Origin of the sequence: Pedobacter chinensis (genome assembly GCF_003339865.1) — a bacterium.
Classification (GTDB): domain Bacteria; phylum Bacteroidota; class Bacteroidia; order Sphingobacteriales; family Sphingobacteriaceae; genus Pedobacter; species Pedobacter chinensis.
Genome location: NZ_QPKV01000003.1, coordinates 562,007 through 585,787 on the forward strand (window position 1 = coordinate 562,007; position 23,781 = coordinate 585,787).

Below are 23,781 nucleotides of genomic sequence, written 5' to 3' on the forward strand. Positions count from 1 at the left end.
AATGATCAGTTGAAGATAAATCTTTAATCTGTAAATGAAGAACTGTTTAAATGACTTGTTGATTTTACAAGTCAGTGGTAGTATGTGATGACACATATCAGGGCTTGATGGCCAGGTTCGTGTTTCAATCAAAAATTTAAATAGTTTGTAAAAACTTCCTAGCATGTTATTTGTATTACTTAGTTAATATGTCTTTTTAGCGAAAAATTCGTTAAATAGTAATACACTAGCTAAAATTAATGGCAGCCGTAATTCAGAAACGTTTTTTTAGGGCAATCAAAGGTAAGGTGATCATCGGGTTTTTATTCGCCTGTTTTGCCCTGCTCTTAGCCTGGGGCATTAGTAAGTTTGCTTTTACGCGAATGCTGAACACCGTTGAAGAAATTTCAGCTCCTAACGACCGGTTAAGAATTGTAAACGATTTATCACATAAAATTGCCAGACTGGACCAGTTGCAACGTGATGAAGCGTTTAACAAACAGAGGAACTACAATTTTTTAAAGGAATCGCGAAAATTAAGATCGAGTTTAGATACCCTTAGAAAGCTTTATACCGGAGATTCTGCACAGTTGGCAAGAATAAAATCGATTAAAAATTTACTAGCCGAACGTGATAAGCAGTTTGTTTCCTATCTGCAGGTTCGTGAAACATTGGTTAATACGGAGTCTTTTTCCAACGAAGTTAAAAAGTTAAATGAACTTGTGGCTTCGCGGGCCAAACAAACTGATAGTGCTGTTTTAACCACTGAAACCACCACGTCAACAACAACGGTTGCACCTGAAGAGGAACAAAAATCAAGAGGTTTTCTGAGTAAACTCTTTGGGAAGAAGAAAGCCGATGTTTATAAAATCATCAATGAAGAATTTAAGGTCAGGCGTGATACGCTAAATGCCAAAGCGGAAGACAGCATTATGAAAAGTATGACGGGTTCTTTGAAGAACATCGAAATAGAACAACGTCAGAAAAGTCAGAAATTTTTGAAGCGGGAGGCCGATTTATCCAATGCGAGCAATGCGCTGACTAACCAGATATTGCAGATTTTAAGGGAAGTTGAAGGAGAAGCAGTTGCTCAGGTAGATTTAAATGGCATTCAGGCTAAAGAGGTGGTAAATGATGGTATTACTCAAATCACAGCAATCATTATCACTTTCTTTTTACTCACGGTTATTTTGCTTTATTTAATTTTAACGGATATTACCAAAAGTAACAGGTACCGTAGGGAGTTGGAACAGGCTAAAGATGAAGCTGAATATCATGGAAAAGCAAAGCAACGTTTTCTCTCAAACATGAGCCATGAGATCAGAACCCCATTGCAATCTATTTTAGGTTATGCTGAATTGATCAGTCAACAAGATCATCCACGGAAAAAAGACGTTGATGCCATTTACCAGTCTTCTGTCCATTTGTTGCAAATTGTGAACGAGGTATTGGATTATAACCGGATTATTTCGGGTGAATTTACGTTTAACAAACAGGTTTTTGATATAAAGAAGGTATTGGATGAGGTGGTGTCGGTTATGCGACCACTTGCTGAGCAGAAATCATTGAAATTAATTGTGGATTTAGATTTATCCGATATTGAATTTGTAAAAGGCGATGCATTCAGGCTAAAACAAATTCTCTTTAATCTCCTGGGTAATGCAGTTAAGTTCACCTTAAAAGGCGAAATCTCGTTAACTGCATCATGCAAAAAACAAAGTGACAATTTGCATTTCAATTTTACCATAAAAGATACCGGAATCGGGTTCGCTGAAACTGATACCAGTAAGATATTTAATGAGTTTGAACAGATAGAATCGCCAGAAAAGTACATTGTTAATCAAACCGGAACGGGGCTAGGTTTGGCAATTGTAAAGTCGCTTATTGAAAATCAGGGTGGAAGGATCTACGTGAAAAGTAAACCAGGTGTTGGAACCGTTTTTAATATTTATTTGAAATATGAGGAAACCAGCGAACAAGTAAATGAAGCTTTGGATCTGGAACATTATGCCATTGTGAATCCAGGTATGGTTTGGGTAATTGATGATGATAAATTAATTCTTGACCTCTGCGGAATGATTTTGGAGAAAAATAAAATTCCATTTAAAAGCTTTAGCCGGGCGGCCGATATTTTGCGTGACGAGCCAAATGAAGAACTTAAATATGTGCTTATTGATATGCGCCTGCCTGAAATGACAGGTTTGGAACTTTGCCAGATCTTGAAGAAAAAACTTCCGGCTCATGTTAAATTTTATGCCATTACAGCTCAGGTTTTACCAGAAGAACGTGAAAAGGTTTTGAGTGAAGGTTTTGACGGATTGATTTTAAAACCTTTCCGTGCTGTTGATTTGCTTTCAATTTTTGATAAAACAGAGATTTTAAGTGAAAAGCCTGAATTCGATTTTTCTTCTGTTGAGAAAATGACTTTTGGCGACCAGCAAATGCTGGAGAAAATATTGAACCGCTTTAAGCAAGATTGCGTTGATGACTCCATTGAATTGAAAAAATTACTGGCAGAAAATAACCAGGAGAAAAGCGGATTAATTGTTCATCGCCTGGCTGGCAGAACCGCACAAATGGGTTCGAAAACTTTAGCTCAATCGTTTAGATTACTTGAAATTGAAATTAATGAAAAAGGACTGAATAACAATATCAAGACAGATATTTTAAATCAGCTGGGAAAACTGGAAGCTCTGATTGCAGTTATAGAGGAAATGGAACCCGTGGCAGACAAATTATAAGTGATTTATGATGCACATCATCATGCCTAACCTACGGCGTAGCTTAACCTAAGAAATCGATTAATAAGCAGAGTTTTGAATGTAGCATATTGATATTAAAAATTGTTGCCTATTTACCTGGAATAGGTGTTTTTTGTCCTTACCGGAGGGGCTTCTTTCTTTTTTCGGTGTTGTTTATTGTTTTTAATTGTCCTCAAGCTTGCTTTGCAGGTTTGACATCAAAAAGAAACAAAAAATGCCGGCTGAAATTTATTCATTTGTTATTGTGGTTTTAATGGCATTCATTAGGGCTGCGCCCTTTTGTGTTAAAGTTAGTACTAAGGCATGGGTATTGCGCTCCAAAAATTTGTTAGGCCTGGATTAAGTAGAACGAAGAGTTGTGCTTTGGATTTGCTAGAGGTAAATACATAATGCATATTGAAAAGACCCAAAACTCATTAAGTTATATTTATTGAGGATGAAAACATTGTTAAGACACCTTGGCCGTTTAGGGTAGCCGCAGACCGGGGGTGTTTAAAAGCAGTAAATAATTCTCGAATTCAGGCTATTAAGTGCAGCATTGTACTACTCAATCCCATATCGTTCCATCTTTGCGTAAAGCGTTTTTCTATCAATATTTAACATTTTTGCCGCCTTGGATTTATTGTACTTTGCCTTAATTAAGGTTTCGCTGATAATAGCCTTTTCATTCTGTTCATTTACTGCTTTTAAATCAGATGAACTTCCGGGCAGTGTTTGTTGGTTAACAGAAATCATCATCTCATCGGGTAATGCACTTAACTGAGCAACATCACCGGGCGTTAATAAAACCATCCGTTTAATCACATTACTAAGTTCACGAAGGTTTCCTGGCCAATCATAATTCAAGAGTACAGCTTTTGCCTCAGGAGAAATACTTTTAACGTTTCTGTTTAAATCACGGTTGGATAAACCGATAAAATGGTTGATGAATAATTCTAAATCTCTTCCTCTATCCCTAAGAGCGGGCAGTTGAATTTTAAATTCGTTTAAGCGATGATAAAGATCTTCTCTAAATTCACCCTCCGAAATGCTGTTGAGCAGATCATCATTTGTAGCTGTAATAATTCGAACATCAACAGCAATTTGTTTGGTGCTTCCTAAAGGTTGAATTACCCTTTCCTGCAATGCCCGGAGTAATTTAATTTGCACTTCGTAGCTTAGGTTGCCAACTTCGTCTAAAAATAAAGTTCCGCCATTAGCGGCTTCAAACTGACCTTTCTTATCATTTAAGGCACCGGTAAAAGCACCTTTAACATGGCCGAACAATTCGCTGGCTGCCAAATCTTTTGATAAAGCCCCGCAATCAATCGCAACGAATGGTTTGCCCGATCTTTTACTTTGTTGGTGCAAAGTTCTGGCTGCAAATTCCTTTCCTGTTCCACTTTCGCCCTGAATAATTACCGACATATCTGTTGGCGCAACCAAAGCAATGTGTTCATATAGCCTATCGGCGATGGCGCTTTTGCCTTTTATAAAATCAGAGTCTGTATCTTCAGCCTTAATGTCCTGCGAATCTTTTTTAGCTAAAGAATTCTTAATTACCATTAAAAGTTCATCGGGATTAACAGGCTTGGTAATGTAATCGAACGCGCCCATTTGCATGGATTTTACTGCGGTTCGAACATCATTAAAGCTGGTCATGATGATGATGGGCGTGAAAATGCCAAGATTTCGGGTATGTGTGATCAATTCAAAACCTATTCCATCAGGGAGGCGATAATCAATTAAAAGTAAATCAAACTCCTGATTTTCGATTAATTTAAAAGATTGTTTAATATGAGTGACCAGGGTAATCTCATGGCCGTTCTTGGTTAAAAAACCTTCAAGTAATTGAGCAAATGTTGTATCGTCTTCTAAAATCAGGATTCTCGCCATACAACAAAAATAAGAAAAGCCAGCTAAAAAACTGGCTTTTCTTGTACTAGGTAGATGTAATATTTGGGATTATTGAACTGGTTTCCCGTCTTTGTCGATTTTCACAGAACCTGTTTCTGCTTCTTTTTTAACATTGATCAGGTAATATTCTTTTGTTCCTTCTTTAACTGACCAGGCTTCAGTCGCTTCCCAACCTTTATAAGCATCAGATTTTAATGCGGTTGTAACGGGCTCTGGAAGCTCTTCCAATTTAACCGGCGTTTTTACAGCGCTATCTTGAACTGCAACAATTGCAGCATTTTTAATTGTGTTTACTTCACTTGCCTGTACTGCTGAGAATCCTGCAAAAGCTAAGAAAGCAGCTGATAAAATTAATTTTTTCATCTTGTTTTTAATTTAAATGTGATGAAACTAATGTGATAGTTTCGTGGCTCTATTAATTTTTATGCGCAGCCCTAAAGGCTACGCAATATGTTGATTATGCCTTTAAGGCTAATATTAATTATTGAACTGGTTTACCGTCTTTATCAATTTTCACAGAACCTGTTTCTGCTTCTTTTTTAACATTGATTAAGTAGTACTCTTTTGTTCCCTCTTTTACGGCCCAGGCTTCAGTCGCTTCCCAACCTTTGTAAGCATCAGATTTTAATGCAGTTGTTACTGGCTCAGGTAATTCTTCTAATTTAACCGGAGTTTTTACAGCGCTATCTTGAACTGCAACAATTGCAGCATTTTTAATTGTGTTTACTTCACTTGCCTGTACTGCTGAGAACCCTGCGAACGCTAAAAATGTAGCTGATAAAATGAACTTTTTCATAGTATGATTTAAAATTTTAATGTGTGTAACAATACTTGCTAAAGCTTCATAATAATGCCACAACAATGTTTTTATATTAACTATTTGATTTTTAAGGTTTTAATGCTGTGCCAAAGAAATAAAACTGTGGAATTTCTCCACACATTGGGTGGCATGACCACAAATTTTGCTATCATTTAGGTTGATATTAATTCAAACAGCTGTTCTGTTGGTCAGTAAATGATCACTCCCCTTCGTTAAATAACCCAAAAAAAATAAATTAAATTTTTTATCAAAAGAATAATTTTTTCTATACTTGCAGCCCGATTGAAAGCCTCCTTAGCTCAGCTGGTAGAGCAACTGACTTGTAATCAGTAGGTCATTGGTTCGATTCCGATAGGAGGCTCTTTCTTCTCTAAAATCTACAGGAAACTTAATTTTCTTATCCCGGATTTATTTTAGCTAACATATATTTTGATGCCTTGGTTTATTCCGCTTAATTTGCATTTATGCTAAAATACTTTTCAGCCGATTGGATTTTTCCCGTGAGCAGTCTGCCAGTTAAAAATGGTGTTGTTGCTGTAAATCCAAATGGAAAAATTGAAAAAATATTAACTGAAGCAGCTGCTGAAAACCATCATTTAGATGTAACAAGATATCAAGGCGCAATTGTTCCAAGCTTCATTAATACACATTGCCATCTGGAATTATCGCATATGCTTGGTCAAATTCCTGAACATACCGGCCTGGTAACATTTGTGCAAAGTATTATCAAAAGCAGGCAAGGAAGTGCCGAACAAATTAAAATGGCTATGCAAAATGCCGATCGGCAAATGATGGAAAACGGCATTGTGGCTGTTGGCGACATTTCCAATCAAATTGCTTCGAAAGAAATCAAACAAAACAGTGAAATCTATTATCACACTTTTGTAGAAGCAATGGGCTTTAACCCAGAAAGGGCAAATGCAATTATGGATTACGCCAACGGAATTAAAGCGGAATTTTTCCCGTTATCTGCATCAGTTGTTCCGCATGCACCATACTCTGTTTCTCCCGAATTGTTCAGTTTAATAAATGACGGTGCTGAAAGAGAAGCCGCATTGCTTAGTGTTCATAATCAGGAAACCACCAGTGAAAATGCCTTCTTTCAGGATAAAACGGGAGGTTTTCTGGAACTTTACAAGTTCCTTGGGCTGGATATCACTTTTTTCAATCCATCAGGAAAAACTTCCTTGCAAACCTGGTTACCTTATATTAAAAAGCAAAAAACACTTTTGGTGCACAATACTGTTTCAAATCGTGACGACGTGAAATTCGCCAAACGAAGTCATCCGGATTTATATTGGTGCCTTTGTCCGCAAGCCAACTTATACATTGAAAATACCCTGCCCGATGTTGATTTACTCATCAATGAAAATGTAAAAATCACTTTGGGCACGGATAGCTTGGCAAGCAATCATCAGTTGAATATTTTAACAGAAATGCAAACTTTGCAGCAGCATAAGAAAGTAAGCTTTGAAGAGCTTTTAAAATGGGCAACCATTAATGGTGCTGAGTTTTTAGCTTTGGATAGTCAATTGGGTACAATCGAAACAGGTAAAAAACCAGGCTTAAACCTTATTCAATTATCTGATGATTTTGTTATTGAAAGTGATAAAGTGATCAAACTAATTTGATGATTGCGTTTAATTGAATAAAACATGTAAGTTTATTAAATGAATTTATCTATATTTGCATTAACAGTACACGCCACGCTACCCTTAAGAACAGCGTCCCAAGGCGTGTCTTTTGCTTTATAGGCTTTTGGGTTTTTAAGCATGTACAATAAGCAATCACTTACCATAAATGAACAGATAGACCAGTTAATAAACAGAGGCTTATCTATTTCTGATCCAAATTCAGCTTTTCATTTCTTATCACATATTAGTTATTATCGTTTAGCTGGTTATTGGTGGCCTATGCAATCAGAACCTAAAGAAAACCATGTTTTTAAAGCAGGAAGTAAATTTGAGGATGTAATTTCCTTATATAATTTTGATAGAGAACTTCGTATCATCATTTTTGATGCTATTGAAAAAATAGAAATCAGCCTTCGAACAAAATTGATCTACCATTTATCTCACGAGTTTGGTCCATGGTGGTTTCAAAAAATGGAAATATTTCTAAATGTTCCCGAAGCTGTAAAAACTTTAGCAGTAATTGAAGAAGAATTGGTTCGTTCTAAAGATATTTTTATTAAATCTCACAAAGCAAAACATAAAGACGATTTACGTTTTCCTCCGTCCTGGAAGACATTGGAACTTACAAGTTTTGGAGCATTATCTAAAATTTATGGCAATCTGAAAAATGATGTTAAATCTAAAGATACAATTGCCAAAGAATTTGGTTTAGTCAATCATACTTTCTTGCCTAGTTGGTTGCAATCTTTAGCACAGATAAGAAATTACTGTGCCCATCATAGCAGACTCTGGAATAAAAATCTTCCCGGGCGACCCAAGCTTTTACCAAATCCGCCATTTAACTGGATTGATGAAGTTCCGGAAGAAAAAGAAATGCACATGCTTTATATCCATCTATGCTGTGTCAAATATCTTCTGAATATTATCCAACCGCTAAATAATTTTAAAATTCAGTTAGCTGATTTATTGGAAAAATATCCAAGTGTAGATCCTAAGCATTAGGGTTAAAATCTAATTGGCAAAGCGAAGCATTATGGAAGTAAAAAAATCAATCTGCAAACTCTTCAATATAAAATATCCCATCATCCAGGCCGGAATGGTTTGGTGCAGTGGCTGGAAACTGGCCGCTGCGGTATCCAATGCAGGTGGCTTAGGGATTATCGGTGCGGGTTCCATGTATCCAGCGGTTTTACAGGAACATATCCAAAAATGCAAACTTGCCACTGATTTTCCCTTTGCGGTAAATATTCCGCTATTGTACCCTAATATTCAGGAAATTATTGAGGTGGTAATAGCAGAAGGGGTTAAAATCATTTTTTCATCAGCAGGCAATCCTGCAACCTGGACTTCAACTTTAAAAGAAAAAGGAATTACAGTTGTGCATGTTATTGCCAATACAAAGTTTGCTTTGAAGGCTCAGGAAGCTGGTGTTGATGCCATTGTTGCAGAAGGTTTTGAAGCGGGTGGGCACAATGGAAGAGAAGAAACCACAACCATGTGCTTAATCCCGATGATTAAAGAAGCTGTACAGATTCCTGTTATTGCAGCTGGCGGAATTGTAAGTGGAAAATCAATGCTGGCAGCTTTTGCTTTGGGCGCTGATGCCGTTCAAATTGGTTCGGCTTTCGCTGTTGCAGAAGAATCTTCGGCACATCCGGCATTCAAAAATAAAATCATTTCATCGGTTGAGGGTGATACGAAACTGGCGATGAAAAAGCTCGTTCCGGTGCGGTTGTTGAAAAATGACTTTGCAGATGCCGTTGCCCAGGCAGAAGCAGAGGGCGCAGATAGAATTCAACTCACAGCGTTATTAGGAAGAGCAAGAGCAAAGCTTGGTATGTTTGAAGGTGATACGGAAAACGGTGAGCTCGAAATCGGTCAGGTATCGGCCATGTTGAAAGAAATAAAACCAGCCAGATTGATTCTGGAAGAGATTTGGCAAGAATTTATTCAGGAAAAAGATCGCTTATTGAATTTGGATTTTAAATAACCGATGATATGAACACTAAATATTTAATGATTTTAAGTAGTGTCTTCCTGGGGCTTGTTGGGGTAGCCTGTTCTTTTGCTCCACATGAAATATTAAGTTACTTTGGTGTAGAAAATCTGGAGATATTTACAATTATCATTCAAGTGCTTGGCTCGCTCTATCTTGGTTTTGCCATCTTAAACTGGACTGCAAAGGCAAACCTGATCGGAGGTATATATAGTAAACCCGTTTCACTGGGAAACTTTATGCACTTTGTGGTTGGAGGATTGGCGCTTGTAAAATACTATTTTAAACACATGGAATTAACCATTCTTATTATTCCAGCTGTTATTTATCTGTTGTTTGCTATTGCTTTTGGCTTAGTTGTATTTGGGAAACATGAGTTTAAAAACGAGCTTAACATCAATCAAAAGCATTAACTTTGCCTGCATTATGAAACATATCAATATAAAAGTAACAGGAAAAGTACAGGGTGTATTCTTTAGGGCAAGTACAAAAGCTGTTGCCGATCAAATGGGTATTAAGGGCTTTATTAAGAATGAAAAAGACGGCTCTGTTTATATCGAGGCTGAATCTGAACTGTTTATTTTAGATGCTTTTATCGATTGGTGTAAAGAAGGACCGGAAAAGGCTGTTGTGGAAAATGTTGAAATGAGCGATGGAGAACTCAAAAATTTCCGCAATTTCGAAGTGGTAAAGAAAAATCTGCTTTGGTAATCATTTTGAAATTTCATAAGCCAAACAATTAAAATCAACTATGTCTGTATATAAAAAGTTTATTGGACAAACCATGATATATGGTATCAGCACCATTGTTTCCCGTTTGTTAAACTTTATTCTTACTCCAATATTTACCCGAACTTATGCTGCTGCTGCTTATGGCATTTTTACCAAAATGTATAGCTATGCTTCACTAATCAATGCAGTTTTAGCGTTTGGAATGGAAACCACTTTCTTCCGTTACCTCAATAAGTACGAGGATAAAAAACAGCAGGTTTACAATAATTCATTTCTGGTAATTGCTTTTATTTCCTTATTATTTTTAATAACGGGGCTAATATTCACTGATCCGATTACAAAATGGCTGTTAAATAATAACATGTCGCAGTTTCAAGATCAGCGCCGTTATGTTCAGTATTTTTTATGGCTGTTGTTTTCTGATGCGATTTGTATCATTCCTTTTGCTAAGTTAAGAGCTGACGGAAAGCCCTTTCGATACAGTTTACTGAAGTTCATTAATATCCTGACATACGTTTCTATTTGCCTGTTTTTCATTTATATCATACCTGCAATTATTAAACACGATTGGCCGACCGCAGCGTTTTTTAAAAATTTTTTCCGTGAAAAATGGATTGGATATGTATTTATTGCGAACCTTATTGCAAGTGCAGTTACTTTTATATTGCTTATTCCCGAATTTTTAAAACTGCAATTGAAGTTCGATAGAACATTATTTATGACCATGCTCTCATACAGTTGGCCGGTTTTGGTTGCAAATTTATCTTTCATCATTAACGAAAATCTCGATAAAATTCTATTGGATAAATATTCAACTGAAGCTCAGGTTGGTATTTATGGAGCAGTTTGTAAAATTGCTATTTTCATGAGTATATTCAATACTGCATTCAGACTGGGTGCTGAGCCATTCTTTTTTAGCCATGCTAAAAACGCCAATGCTAAACAAACTTATGCTGCCATTCTTCAATATTTTGTGATTGCCTTAGCCGTATTGTTTGTGGCGCTTGTTGCAAACATCGAAATCCTAAAATATTTTATCAGCAGAGATAGGGCACATGTTGCCGAGTATTGGGCTGGTTTGCCTGCGGTTCCTTATCTTTTGCTTGGTTATGTTTGCTTAGGGATTTACATGAACCTTTCAGTTTGGTATCGCTTGTCTGATCAAACCCGCTTTGGCTTATATATTTCACTTGTTGGCGCTTTTATTACCGTGGTATTTAATATTTTACTGATCCCTGAGTTTGGGTACATGGGTTCGGCCTGGGTTTCTCTTGCAGCTTACGCCACCATGACCATCATCTCTTACATCCTCGGACAGAAATACTATCCTATTCCTTATAACCTTAAAAAGATTTTAACCTATTTAATTGTTTCGGCTGTTATAGTATTCTCGTCATTTTTTATCTTTAACCGAAATATCTATATCGGGAATGCGATGTTAATTGCTTTTGTTGCAGGTATTGCTTATTTCGAGAAAAATGATTTAATGAAAATATTAAAACGCTAGTTTTACTTTAGTCATTCACTCATTCAAAACTCATTCATTTCAATTAAAATGGAAATCAAAATCATCAATAAATCTGAACATCCGCTTCCACAATACGAAACCGCTCATGCTGCGGGTATGGATTTAAGAGCATCAATTACTGAAGAAATTACTCTTAAACCTTTGCAGCGCCTATTAATTCCAACAGGTTTATATATTGAATTGCCCATTGGTTACGAAGCGCAAATTCGCCCAAGAAGTGGTTTGGCTTATAAACACGGAATAAGCATAGTAAATTCGCCGGGTACTATCGATGCTGATTATCGAGGAGAAATAAAGGTTTTGCTGGTCAATTTATCAGATACTGATTTTAAAATCGTTAATGGTGATAGAATTGCACAGATGGTTATTGCCAAACATGAAACAGTTAGCTGGCAAGCGGTGGATGAATTAGGCGAAACGGCCAGGGGAACCGGTGGTTACGGGCATACAGGAAAGGGATAATGAGTGCATTTGAATGACTGAATATTTTGCAAATCGCAAAGTCTCTCATTCGTTCGATCGCTTCATTCAATCATTAAATAACATGGTTAAAAGATTCATTTTTCTTACAGTACTTTCCTTAAGTATTAATGCTTTTGGGCAGATACCTGTTGTTTCAAACATAAATAGAGATAGCAACATGGTTAAGCAATTGTTTTTTGTTGGTCTGCGAGAAAAAATGTCTGATAATTATGCTCTTGCGGCAACAAACTTCAATAAAGTTGTAAATTTAGATGCGACTCAACATGCTGCCTATTTTGAATTGGCAAATGCTAATCTACGTTTAGAGAAATTTGCAGAAGCTGAACAAAATATTAAACAGGCAATTAAGTTAAACAACAATAATCAATGGTATTACCGTTTGCTTGGCGAAGTGTATAAGCGCACTAATAAAATGCCTGAGCTTGTAGCGGTTTTTAATGAGTTGATTCGCATCGATCCGGAAAATGATGCATATTATTTTGATAAAGCGAATGCACTATACTTATCAGATCAGGTTGATGAAGCTAAAAGAGTTTATGATCAGATTGGGGCAAAATTCGGCGAATCAAGAGAACTTTTAACCGCTAAAAAACGACTTCAATCAAATGGTAATGCTACAGAAAGCGATATTGTTAAATTGTTGGAAGGCAATAGAGCTGATGTTAAAAATTACCTTTACGCAGCTGGTTTGCTGTTGCAAAAGGGAAACGACCCGGAAGCCCTGAAGGTTTTAGTGAAAGCACAGCAACTGGAACCCAATAATTTTGAGATTAATCTGGCACTTGCAGATATTTATCGCAAACAGAAAAATGATGCTGCTGCCTTTGCTTCACTTAAATTGGCTTTTGCAAGTAATGATATGCCTTTAACTGAAAAGGTTAAGATTGTTGCAGCCCTGTTTCCAAAGTTAGATCAACCAATCGTTGCGAAAAATTTAACCGATTTAAGTAAAATGGTTGCAGATCAAAACCCCACTGATGCGAAGGCGCTGGCACTTTATGGTGATGTGCTTTATCAACAAAACAACTTAAAAGATGCGTTGATTCAATACCAGGCGGCATTGAAATTAAATGAGCAGGTATATGCGGTTTGGGAACAGGTAATCAATATCCAAACTTTAATTGGCCGTTATGATGAGGCTGTAAAAGTTGGCGATGAAGCATTAACAATTTATCCAAATCAGGCCAGTTTATATTATTATACAGCCTACGCGCTTTTCAAAACCAATAAATTAGAAGGAGCACTGAACAATTTGAAAACAGCTTTACAGCTGGATATGGATAATAAAAGCCTTCAGGCTCAGGTGTATGCGCTGCAAGGAGATATTTACATTAGCCAGAACAACTTTAATCAGGCCAAAACTGCTTTTGAGAAGGCAATCTCAATAGAGCCAGATAATTATCTCATCATGAATAATTACGCCTACTACCTGGCGTTAAGAAATGATGATTTGACTAAAGCCGCGAAATATGCAGAAATGGCCGCCAATGCCATGCCCACAAACCCATCTGTAACCGATACTTATGCATTCGTTCTCTTCAAACAGCAGAAGTATGATTCAGCTCAGAAATGGATTGAAAAAACACTGGAAAACAATAGCAGTAAAAATGGCGTTTACTTAGAGCATTATGGTGACATACTTTTTATGAAAGGAGAAAAGGCGGCAGCGCTGGTGCAATGGCAAAAAGCAAAGGATGCCGGAAACGGATCAGAAATTTTAAATAAAAAAATTAATGAAAAGAAATATTTTAAATAGCGCATTGATATTAGGAACAGTTGTTTTTGCAACTGCCTGTAAGGCCAAAAAAGAAATTGTAGTAGCCCCACCAACAACTACTGAGATTAAAACAGATAATTCGAAAGCTGAAACTTTGACATTGCTTAACAGTAAGCAACTTAAATTTAATACCCTTTCCTTAAAAGCAAAAGCCACTTTAGATATCGCAGGCGATATCAATGATGTGACCATGAATTTCAAAATAAAAGACAAAGAAACCATTTGGGTTAGTGTTACTGCATTGGGGGGGCTGGCAGAAGTGGCAAGGGCATTAATCACTCCCGATAGTATTAAAATAATGAACAGAATAAAAAGTGAGTATACCAAAAAGCCTTTCAGCTACATTTATAATTTTACCAATAAAGAAGTCAATTTTAATACCCTTCAAAGCATTTTAACGGGTAATGCCATAGATGAATTTTTAACTCCACAATCAGATGTTAAACAGGAGAACGGCGTTTGGGTGGTTTCGGGAAATAAGCAGGAATTGGATTATCGTTTACTTTTCAATACCCTTTTAAAGGTCGGCGAAATTAATTTAAACGATTCTAAAAACGGACAGGCGTTAAAAGCAACCTATTTCAATTACCAGAAGTTAAATGAATCGCTTTTCCCAAGTGCCCTACAAATCAATACACTTTCTGGTACGAAAAAAATTAATATCGATTTACAGTATGTTAAAATTGATGGCAATGTTCCCGTAGATTTTCCGTTTAATGTTCCAAAGAGATTTACTTTGGTAAGATAGCACTTAACGATTTTTGGAAACATTGATTGAGCTTTATATGGTAATCTGGTAGGCACTTGTAATTTATGTTGCTTACCGCCTTCTATGTTGATATTGCATTTTCTTCTGCCTCAATGAAGATTGTATGAAGATCGTTCTATATTAAGTCGTTATGATTTTAGTATCTCAATTTTAATATTTTTTACTATAAAATTTTTATACTTTTGGCTTAATGAAGCTACACAAACTCGTATTTATCCTGTTTTTAAGCGTAATCGGATTTTCGGCTACGGCACAACAAACTGAAAGTCAGCTGAGAAGAAAAAAGGAAGCTATACAGCGTGAAATTGAACAGCTTCAAAAAAACTTAAGTAAAACAGCCAGCGGTAAGAAACTTACTTTGCAGCAAATAAATGGCATTAATGCACAAATCAGGCTACGTCAGGAAAAAATCGGAACCATCAACTCTGAAATAAAAAACCTCGATAACCAAATCTCTCAGAACACAAATACCGTACATACACTACAAGGCCAGTTGAGTGATCTTAAAAAAGAATATGCCGGTATGATTCGTTTTGCGCAAAGAAATCGAAACTCATACGATAAAATGATGTTTATTTTCGCTTCAAAAGACTTTAATCAAGCATATAAACGAATAAAATATTTGCAGCAATTTAGTCAATACCGTAAAAAACAGGCTGGTTATATTGAAAATACACAGCAAGAATTAAATGGAAAGATCAAGGTATTGGATAAGACCTTGAGAGAAAAAAGCGATCTTTTAAAAGAACAGGAACGGGAAAGAGAACGCTTAGGTAAGAATAAAAATGAGCAATCTGCTACTTTAAACAAATTAAGTAAGCAAGAAAGTCAGTTTAAACAGGATATTGCTTCAAGACAAAAGCAACAAAGGCAGATTGATGCTGCTATTAAGGCTGCTATTCAAAGAGCAATTGAAGCTGCCAGAAGAAAGGCACTTGAAGAAGCCCGTATTGCAGCAGCAAAACGTGAAGCAGAAGAAAAAGCAGCTGCTGATAAAGCGAGAGCAGAAAACAGACCTGCTCCTGCCGCAACAAAAGCTCCGGTGGTTAAAGAAAAAACCACTAATGAGGCTCTTACCGCAACACCAGAAACAGCCCGTTTATCGGCAGGCTTTGAAAATAACAGAGGTAAATTGCCTTGGCCAGTGGCAACTGGTACAATTACCGAGAGTTTTGGTCAACATAAAATAGACCAGGCGAGTTATACCAATAATGGTGTGGATATTACTACCGCCGATGGAGCAGCTGTGAGAGCCGTATTTGGAGGGAAGGTTATCAAAGTAGATTATATCCAAGGAAGAGCTGTTGTGATTATCATGCATGGAGATTATTTTACCGTTTATCAGAATCTAAAAGGTGTTAGTGTAAGCATGGGTAGTTCTGTTGAAACTAAGCAAACCATTGGCGTAGTTGCTAATACCGGAGATGATGCAGTGCTAAAGTTCCAGATATGGAGAGGAAGTTCAATATTAAACCCTGAAGCCTGGATTAGTAAGTAAAGAAGATTGTTTATATTTGTATAAAATAGATTAGTGATGTATCAAGGCACGTTATTAGAATTTTTAAATATGGGTGGATCTGAGATCGTACTCATATTAGTGGTTGTTCTATTGTTATTTGGAGGTAAAAAATTACCTGAATTAGCAAGAGGATTGGGAAAGGGAATCAGAGAATTTAAAGATGCATCTGATGGTGTTAAACGTGAAATTCATAGAAACATAAATGCTATGGATTTAGATAGAGAAGAAGCAGAGGAAACTGTTGCAAATAATAACAACCAACGTCATCATCCGGCAGAAGAGCCTTCAATTGATGAAAAAGTTGAGCCTGGCACTAAAACTCCTCATCCCTCAGTTTATCCCATAGATGAAGAAACAGTAACTGACAATCAAAAAGCTTAAACAAAAAAGTTATGTTAAATACAACAATAGCAGCAATGCTTGGCACACCAGAAATTATCATTATCGCTATCGTGGTATTGTTATTATTTGGTGGAAAGAAAATTCCTGAACTGATGAGAGGTTTAGGAAAAGGTGTTAAAGAATTTAAAGATGGTAAAGACGGAGTTGATGGAGATCAGGTAGATCCATCGAACCGTGATAAAACTGTTTAATTGCAATATTTTTAGTTTTGAAGAAATACAGCTCTCTTAAAGAGATACAAACGCTCATTTCGCAAAAGCAATTAACTTTAACTGATTTATTGGCTTATTATTTTAAGCAAATTGCAGCAAATGAACACCTCAATGCATTTAACGAGGTGTTTTTTTATTCGGCAGAAGTTCAGGCGAAGGCGGTTCAACAAAAGATAGAAAATGGTACGGCGGGCAAGCTTGCGGGGATGGTTATCGGTATAAAAGATAACATCTGTTATAAAGACCACATCGTTACAGCATCTTCAAAAATGCTTGATGGTTTTGTTTCTCCATATTCTTCTACTGTGGTGCAGCGGTTGTTACAGGAAGACGCGGTTATTATCGGCCGCTTAAACTGTGATGAGTTTGCTATGGGCGGTTCTAATGAGACTTCTTATTTTGGCCCGGCTAAAAATGCTGCAAATCCGGCACTGGTTCCAGGTGGTTCATCTGGTGGCTCTGCAGTAGCTGTACAGGCAGATATGTGTTTGGCGGCACTCGGTACCGATACCGGTGGTTCAGTTAGGCAACCAGCTGCATTTTGCGGGCAAATTGGCCTAAAACCAACTTACGGTAGAATTTCAAGATACGGCGTAATTGCTTACGCTTCTTCTTTTGATCAGGTTGGTCCAATAACTTCTTCAGTTGAAGATGCAGCTTTGCTTTTGCAGGTTTTGGCTGGCGCTGATGACTATGATTCTACCGTTTCGCCTTTAGAAGTACCGGATTATCCTGCCCATTTAGGCGAACATAAAAAACAAAAAATAGCGGTTTTAAAAGAAACCATTGAGAGCGATGCACTTGATCCCGAAATTAAATCAGCTATATTAAAATCGATTGATGATTTAAAAGCCCAGGGGCATACAGTGAATGATGTGTCTTTTGATCTTTTGGATTATCTTGTTCCGGCATATTATATTTTAACAACGGCTGAAGCATCTTCAAATCTTTCGCGTTATGATGGTGTTCATTACGGGCATCGCAATACCGAAGCAAAATCATTAACTGAACTTTATAAACATTCTCGTGCTGAAGGCTTTGGCGAAGAAGTAAAACGTAGAATTTTACTCGGAACCTTTGTTTTAAGTGCAGGTTATTATGATGCTTACTATCAAAAAGCACAGCAGGTTCGTAGGTTGATCAGAGAGAAAATGGATATTCTTTTTGAAGAATACGATCTGGTATTATCTCCGGTGGCACCAACAGCAGCCTTTAAAATCGGCGATAACGTACAAGATGCATTGGTCATGTACATGGCAGATATTTTCACTGTATTACCATCATTAAGCGGAAATCCGGCAATTGCTTTGCCTTTGGGCAATAATTCAGAAGGTTTGCCGTTAAGTATTCAATTTACAGCCAAACATTTTGAGGAAGATAAGCTCCTGGCTTTTTCTCAGGCATTTTTATCAAGTTAGTCCGAAGCCGGGAGTCCGGGGTCGGAAGTGATCATTGCAATTACGGTTTAGGTAGAAAAGGATTGTAGTTAAATTTTAACGTAAGCAATGGTATTTGTGAATATTTCTGCTTCAGTTCGGGAACTTTACGAACTAAACAGAATCAGTTGCGGTTTAAGTTGTCAAAACCAATGCTGAATAAACCAATAGCCCATGATTAAAAAATTACTTTTTACCTCTATTTGTGCTCTTCTAGGTTTTGTTTATCCTTCTTTTGCTCAGCAAACGTTAAAAATTGATAGTATATCAAAAAGGCAAAACAATATTTTCATTAATACCGATACGGTAGCTGTACCTTTAATTTATGAGAATCCATTGCTGATGGGGCAAAATTATATTTACAAGCTCAGGCTGGATTCTATTGTAAAAACAGTTCCTCTCCCCTACAATGAATATGTTCAGCAATATATCGACATCTATGCAAAACGCAAAGATATGTTTGGTAAAATGATGGGCTTATCCAATTATTACTTTCCAATTTTCGAAAAAGCTTTAAAGGATTTTAATATCCCACAGGAGATTAAATATTTAACCATTGTGGAATCTCAAATGAATCCACATGCTATTTCGCGGGTTGGTGCGACTGGGATCTGGCAATTTATGTTTGGTACCGGAAAAGCTTACGGATTGAAAATGGATAATTTCGTTGATGAGCGGAAAGACCCCATTCAAGCCAGCTACGCTGCTGCCCAGTATTTTAGAGATGCTTATGAAGAGCTTGGCGATTGGCTATTGGCCATTGCCGCCTACAATTGCGGTAAAGGTAATGTAACCCGGGCTATGGATAAGGCTGGTTCCAGAGATTTTTGGGAAATCAGACAATTTCTGCCTAAAGAAACCCGAAATTATGTTCCTGCATTTATTGCTGCAGTTTATGTAATGAATTATTCCCACCATCATCAGATCACGGCTCAGGCATGCAATATGTTTTTGAAAACAGATACTGTACAAACCAATCGCTTTGTTTCATTGATTGGTTTAGCCCAGGCTTTAAATATCGATGAAGCCTCTCTGTTCGCTTTAAATCCTTCATATAAGAAAAAAATTGTAAATGGTACCGATGATGAGCCAAAACGGATTGTCATGCCTAAACTTAAAGATATTGATTATGCAAATGTTTATGAAGTGCTGTACAATACCGATCTTGATGTGAATATGCAGGTTATTCAGGCCAGCACCGATGATGTAAGAGAACTAAGGAAAAAAGAAGTTAAAACCGTTTCTTCGTCTTCAGTGGTTTATCATAAAGTTACCCCGGGGCAAAATCTGACTAATGTTGCAAACAAATATGGTGTAGAAGTACAGGATTTGAGAGTTTGGAATGGCCTGAAAAGCAAAACAATAGTGCCTGGACAAAGCCTTAAAATTTTTGCTAAAAGCGTGAACCGATTACAACCTTCAGCTTCTTATTTAAGTTATAAAGTTAAATCAGGCGATACACTATCAGAAATTGCGGAGAAATTCAATGGTGCAACAGTGCAAAGTATTAAACGCGATAACAAACTTACCAAAGCTGGTTTGCAAGCTGGCATGATTTTGAAGATTAGTAAGGGTTAAGTTGCAAGTATTAAGTACTACGAATATAAATACGGAGGTGCATTTCAAAACTTTTTAAATGGGCCGTAGAATTTCATCTAAAAACTGGCGATCTAATATGAGAATTAATAAAGAGTCCAAAATAAATATTTCTCTTTTTTTTGTGATTTTTTTCTCTATTTTTCTCAATGCGTGCGGTCAAGAAAATATCATAAAAGATATTGAAGAGAAATTGCAGGGAACTTGGGTAGGAACAGCCAAGGATTTTGATCTTAAGGATGTTAACGAGTTAAATGTTCTATTTGATAAGGATAATATTCGATTGAGAAAAAATTATTATATAGGTACTGTAAACAAAAAGGTTGCAATTCCCGATAGCGATAAAAAATATAGAATATTCATTCATTCAAACGGTGACACTATCATAGAACAACGATACAATATGGTAATGTCTACAATAAAAGAGCCTATTTATGGGAAATTACATATTGTCAATAAGAATGAAATAAGGATATTTTTTTTATTCAAAATGAATGAAAAGAGTTTTCTTGGATTAAATTTAGAGAGAGATGGGTGGTATTTAAAAAGATCTTTATCTCAAGATGGTATGAACCAATACCTCTGACGATCTTACGACTATGTAAATGAGGGCATTATTCTTGACAGCTATATTAATAGATGATCTGGCGGTTCAAGATAAAAAAAATAAAAAAGAGCAAAAACCCTTATTATGACGAGGCTATTGCCTATTGTTTGGCATTTACATGGGAAAAAAGTCGGCACTGGATTATTTGAACAAGATTTCTCCAAATTACAAAGATCAGAAGTACATAGACCGAATTGAAGCCCTTAAAAAACTTATACGTGAAGACATTTATGGCTCTGAGGCAAACAAAAGGATGTTTCAATAATAATAATAATAATAAGGTATTATACAAATCCTTCCATATATTAAAATAATCACTATCAAAGTCTGGGTTATTTGAAATGTTCTAAAGCTTTAATTTATTCTTTTAAAGACAAGTGTTATAAATTTGTTGTAGTATTTCTTCTTGAACCTGAAACAAGTTAAGTAACGACCATTCATGTATGAATGTACTTGGCGCTGCTTTTAGAAAAATTATAAAATCAACCATTACTTTTGTTGACTCTCATATTTCGTAATTCTGTAACAATATTATCGATTTACATATAATTAACTTTCGCTTTATTTTAATAGTGTTAAAATAAGTTTAATTTGCTTTAAATTATTTTAACAAAACATGGATACCAGAAGAGAATTTCTCCGTAAATCTTTACTGCTTTCAGGTGCAACGGGTCTAGCCACCGTGATGCCTGCCTCAATTCAAAAAGCGTTAGCCATTAATCCAGCCCCGGGAAGTACTTTCCTTGATGCAGAACACATTGTGATTCTGATGCAGGAGAACCGATCGTTTGATCATGCTTTTGGTAGTTTGCAGGGCGTTCGGGGGTTTAATGATCCAAGAGCGGTAACTCTTCCGGATCAAAAGCCTGTTTGGTTTCAAACGGATGCCACAGGAAAAACTTACGCTCCATTTCGTTTAAATATTAAAGATACAAAAGTAACCTGGATGGGCTCTTTGCCCCATTCCCGCGCAAGCCAGGTTGATGCCTATAACCTGGGTAAATATGATAAATGGTTAATTGCTAAAAAATCAGGCAATAAAAGCTATGCGCAAATGCCACTCACTTTGGGCCATTATGTTCGTGAGGATTTGCCTTTTAATTATGCTTTGGCCGATGCATTTACCATTTGTGACCAGAATTTTTGTTCAGGCATGACCAGCACAACTCCAAACAGGTCGTTTTTCTGGACTGGCAAAATCACACATGAAGAAAATGGCATATTAAAAGCGAATATCAGAAATGATGATTTTGCTTACGGTAAGCATGTATGGAAAACTTTTCCCGAGTTACTGGAGGAGAATAAAATTGCCTGGAAGTTTTACCAAAATGAAACCAGTTGCGGAGGTGGATTCAAAGGAGAAGAGCGTGCCTGGTTGGCCAATTTTGGTTGTAATTTATTAGAGTTCTTCAAAGCTTACAATGTAAAATTTAAAGATAAATATGTAGAAAACCTTCAGGTACTGGTTGATACCTTGCCTGCTGAAATTAACAAGCTCCAGGAGGAAAGCCCCTCTAGTGATGCCGTGGCAAAGAAAATTCAAAACGATCTAAAAAATAAAATGAAGGCTTTGGATGATGCTGCTGCTGAACTGGAAAAATGGAATGAGAAGAATTTTGCGAAATTAACAGATGAGCAGAAAAGTTTATTCTACCGGGCTTTTGTGGTGAATAAAAATGATCCGGATTACAGAAGTGTTTCTGCTATAAAATATCAGGATAATGGTAAGGAAAGAGAGGTTACGGTTCCAAAAGGAGATATTTTACATCAATTTAGGGCCGATGTGAATAGTGGCAAATTACCCACTGTGTCCTGGCTGGCCGGGCCACAGAATTTTTCTGATCACCCAAGTGCACCGTGGTATGGTGCATGGCTTGTTTCTGAAGTGATGGATATCTTGACTAAAAATCCAGAGGTTTGGAAGAAAACAATTTTTATTGTTACTTATGATGAAAATGATGGTTATTATGATCACGTAGTTCCATTTTCCATTCCGGATAACAATAAACCTGAAACCGGAAAAGTTTCTAAAGGAATTGAAACCGAAGTTGAGCATGTTCGCCTGGCAAATGAGTTAAAGCAAGGCGTTCCTGAAAAAGGCGCCAGAGAGGCACCAATTGGTTTAGGGTTTAGAGTGCCCATGTTAATTGCTTCGCCATGGAGCCGCGGAGGTAAAGTAAACTCGCAAGTGTTTGATCATACTTCTACACTACAGTTTTTGGAAGAGTTTATAAACCGAAAATACAATAAAAACATCCGTATTGATAACATTAGTGAATGGAGAAGAACCATTTGCGGAAACCTGACTTCAGCATTTACTCCATTTGATCCGGCATCAGAAAAACTGCCGTTTTTGCAACGCGATGCCTTTGTGGAAACGATTTTCAATGCCAGGTTTAAAGAAGAACCTAAGATATCAAAAGCTTTATCAGAGAAAGAGATCAAAAAAGTGATCAGTGATAATAACTATGCCGGTTTAATGTCGCAACAGGAAAAGGGAATTCGTAAAGCATGCGCATTGCCCTACCAGTTGGGAACCATTGGATCGCTTCAGGGAGATAAACAAACTTTTCAAATTAAAATGTCTGCTCATAATCAGTTATTTGGTAAGGCTGCTGCCGGTGCTCCGTTTACTGTTTATGCTCCTGGAAAATTCAAATACGAGGATCAGGAAGAGATTTGCAGAAATTGGTCATTTGCGGTAAAAGCGAATGATGAATTAGCATACAGCTGGCCGCTAAAATCTTTTGAAAGCGGAAAATACCACCTCCGGTTAAATGGTCCGAATGGATTTTATCGCGAATTTATCGGTACAGCTAATGATCCGCTTTTAACGATTTCGGCTGAACATGAGTTAAACCGTTTAACTAAAGCACCGACGGGGAATATCAAAGTGATGATTAAGAACGATGGTGGTAATGCTGTTCATGTTCAATTGAAAGATTTGGGTTATAAAAATAACAGCATTCAGAAAAATGTTGCTCCAAAAACGGAAGAAATCATTGTTGTGGATTTAAAATCGAGTTATGGATGGTATGATTTTGAAGTGAGCAGTAGTGCAAATAGCTTGTTCAGCCAGCGATTTGCCGGGCGCGTAGAAACCGGGAAAGAAACCTATACAGACCCTTTAATGGGCAGAGTTTAACTGATTTAACCCTCGTAGGCTTTGAAAACCTACGAGGGTTTATTCTCGCTTGAAATAAGTATTTAAAGTGAGTTTTGGATGTTGTATATTGATTATCAATTGTTTAATTACTGAATCATATAAAACTGTCGTCATTGCAAATTTTTTTTAAAACCGCGGCAATCTGCTAGTGCGGGGACTTTGTCATTTGCGCTATCTGCCATCACTCGCATCCTCCGCACAAGCAGATTGCTTTACTCTTCTGCACTGGCCCTTTCTTCGTTCGCAATGACGGGCTTGACGAGATTGTTGCACAGCATGAAGCAATGACAGATTAGACCCATACTCATGTTATTTAATAAATAACCTATCAGGAGCGATTGAAACAAGTTCAGCAGGATGATCGTTCATAGTTGATGCTATGCGACGGTCGCTATTGCCATCTTGTCATCCTGAGCTTATTCCAGGGCCTTCGTACTAGGCAAAAAAATGATCAAAAAAAATAAGTA

Annotated in this window: 20 protein-coding genes and 1 tRNA gene; 18 read left to right on the forward strand and 3 right to left on the reverse strand. The window is 36.9% G+C overall.

The features are described 5' to 3' along the window. Positions 1–239 precede the first annotated feature (239 nt). Entirely contained in the window at positions 240–2,720 is a 2,481-nt protein-coding gene (locus DU508_RS07760) for an ATP-binding protein (RefSeq protein ID WP_115402260.1), read from the forward strand. Between the two features lie 564 nt (positions 2,721–3,284). Here the strand turns inward: DU508_RS07760 and DU508_RS07765 are convergent. The 3 genes from DU508_RS07765 to DU508_RS07775 all read right to left on the reverse strand — a co-directional run bounded on the left by DU508_RS07765 (position 3,285) and on the right by DU508_RS07775 (position 5,433). Continuing rightward, positions 3,285–4,616, reverse strand: a complete 1,332-nt coding sequence (locus DU508_RS07765; protein ID WP_115402261.1) for a sigma-54-dependent transcriptional regulator — start codon at positions 4,614–4,616, stop codon at positions 3,285–3,287. 69 nt (positions 4,617–4,685) lie between these two features. Continuing rightward, a complete protein-coding gene (locus DU508_RS07770; protein ID WP_115402262.1) occupies positions 4,686–5,000 on the reverse strand; it encodes a hypothetical protein in 315 nt (104 codons plus the stop codon). Positions 5,001–5,118: 118 nt separating this feature from the next. Further along, a complete protein-coding gene (locus tag DU508_RS07775; protein WP_115402721.1) occupies positions 5,119–5,433 on the reverse strand; it encodes a hypothetical protein in 315 nt (104 codons plus the stop codon). Between the two features lie 312 nt (positions 5,434–5,745). Here DU508_RS07775 and DU508_RS07780 point away from each other — a divergent pair. The 17 genes from DU508_RS07780 to DU508_RS07860 all read left to right on the forward strand — a co-directional run bounded on the left by DU508_RS07780 (position 5,746) and on the right by DU508_RS07860 (position 23,293). Next, positions 5,746–5,818, forward strand: a tRNA-Thr gene (locus DU508_RS07780). Positions 5,819–5,921: 103 nt separating this feature from the next. Beyond that, positions 5,922–7,088, forward strand: a complete 1,167-nt coding sequence (locus DU508_RS07785) for an amidohydrolase family protein (RefSeq protein WP_115402263.1) — start codon at positions 5,922–5,924, stop codon at positions 7,086–7,088. 141 nt (positions 7,089–7,229) lie between these two features. Beyond that, entirely contained in the window at positions 7,230–8,093 is an 864-nt protein-coding gene (locus DU508_RS07790; RefSeq protein ID WP_199562668.1) for an Abi family protein, read from the forward strand. A 31-nt stretch (positions 8,094–8,124) separates the two neighbouring features. Next, on the forward strand, positions 8,125–9,081 hold the full coding sequence (locus DU508_RS07795) for an NAD(P)H-dependent flavin oxidoreductase (protein ID WP_115402264.1): 957 nt from the start codon (positions 8,125–8,127) through the stop codon (positions 9,079–9,081). A gap of 8 nt (positions 9,082–9,089) precedes the next feature. Beyond that, positions 9,090–9,500 (forward strand): hypothetical protein, encoded by a 411-nt coding sequence (locus tag DU508_RS07800; protein ID WP_115402265.1) that lies wholly within the window; start codon positions 9,090–9,092, stop codon positions 9,498–9,500. Between the two features lie 13 nt (positions 9,501–9,513). Then, positions 9,514–9,798, forward strand: a complete 285-nt coding sequence (locus DU508_RS07805; protein ID WP_115402722.1) for an acylphosphatase — start codon at positions 9,514–9,516, stop codon at positions 9,796–9,798. A gap of 40 nt (positions 9,799–9,838) precedes the next feature. Further along, on the forward strand, positions 9,839–11,326 hold the full coding sequence (locus DU508_RS07810) for a lipopolysaccharide biosynthesis protein (protein WP_115402266.1): 1,488 nt from the start codon (positions 9,839–9,841) through the stop codon (positions 11,324–11,326). Between the two features lie 48 nt (positions 11,327–11,374). Further along, the gene (gene dut, locus DU508_RS07815) at positions 11,375–11,809 is read left to right on the forward strand and encodes a dUTP diphosphatase (RefSeq protein ID WP_115402267.1); all 435 of its coding nucleotides are present in this window, start codon (positions 11,375–11,377) and stop codon (positions 11,807–11,809) included. An 82-nt stretch (positions 11,810–11,891) separates the two neighbouring features. Then, positions 11,892–13,586: a tetratricopeptide repeat protein gene (locus DU508_RS07820; RefSeq protein ID WP_158542136.1), complete on the forward strand. Its 1,695-nt coding sequence runs from the start codon at positions 11,892–11,894 to the stop codon at positions 13,584–13,586. Continuing rightward, a complete protein-coding gene (locus tag DU508_RS07825) occupies positions 13,564–14,355 on the forward strand; it encodes a DUF4292 domain-containing protein (protein WP_115402269.1) in 792 nt (263 codons plus the stop codon). Before DU508_RS07820 ends, DU508_RS07825 begins: the two co-directional genes overlap by 23 nt. A 211-nt stretch (positions 14,356–14,566) precedes the next feature. After that, positions 14,567–15,874: a murein hydrolase activator EnvC family protein gene (locus DU508_RS07830; RefSeq protein WP_115402270.1), complete on the forward strand. Its 1,308-nt coding sequence runs from the start codon at positions 14,567–14,569 to the stop codon at positions 15,872–15,874. A 36-nt stretch (positions 15,875–15,910) separates the two neighbouring features. Next, positions 15,911–16,276 carry a Sec-independent protein translocase subunit TatA/TatB gene (locus DU508_RS24245; RefSeq protein WP_115402271.1) on the forward strand — a complete coding sequence of 122 codons (366 nt, stop codon included), beginning with the start codon at positions 15,911–15,913 and terminating at the stop codon, positions 16,274–16,276. Between the two features lie 11 nt (positions 16,277–16,287). Further along, positions 16,288–16,488: a twin-arginine translocase TatA/TatE family subunit gene (gene tatA, locus DU508_RS07840; RefSeq protein WP_199562669.1), complete on the forward strand. Its 201-nt coding sequence runs from the start codon at positions 16,288–16,290 to the stop codon at positions 16,486–16,488. A gap of 17 nt (positions 16,489–16,505) precedes the next feature. Beyond that, complete coding sequence (gene gatA / locus DU508_RS07845; protein WP_115402272.1) at positions 16,506–17,927, forward strand: Asp-tRNA(Asn)/Glu-tRNA(Gln) amidotransferase subunit GatA; 1,422 nt, start codon at positions 16,506–16,508, stop codon at positions 17,925–17,927. Positions 17,928–18,119: 192 nt separating this feature from the next. Continuing rightward, positions 18,120–19,523: a lytic transglycosylase domain-containing protein gene (locus DU508_RS07850; protein ID WP_115402273.1), complete on the forward strand. Its 1,404-nt coding sequence runs from the start codon at positions 18,120–18,122 to the stop codon at positions 19,521–19,523. Between the two features lie 97 nt (positions 19,524–19,620). Further along, the gene (locus DU508_RS07855; protein ID WP_115402274.1) at positions 19,621–20,127 is read left to right on the forward strand and encodes a hypothetical protein; all 507 of its coding nucleotides are present in this window, start codon (positions 19,621–19,623) and stop codon (positions 20,125–20,127) included. 637 nt (positions 20,128–20,764) lie between these two features. Next, positions 20,765–23,293 (forward strand): phosphocholine-specific phospholipase C, encoded by a 2,529-nt coding sequence (locus DU508_RS07860; RefSeq protein ID WP_115402275.1) that lies wholly within the window; start codon positions 20,765–20,767, stop codon positions 23,291–23,293. The last annotated feature ends 488 nt before the right edge of the window (positions 23,294–23,781 follow it).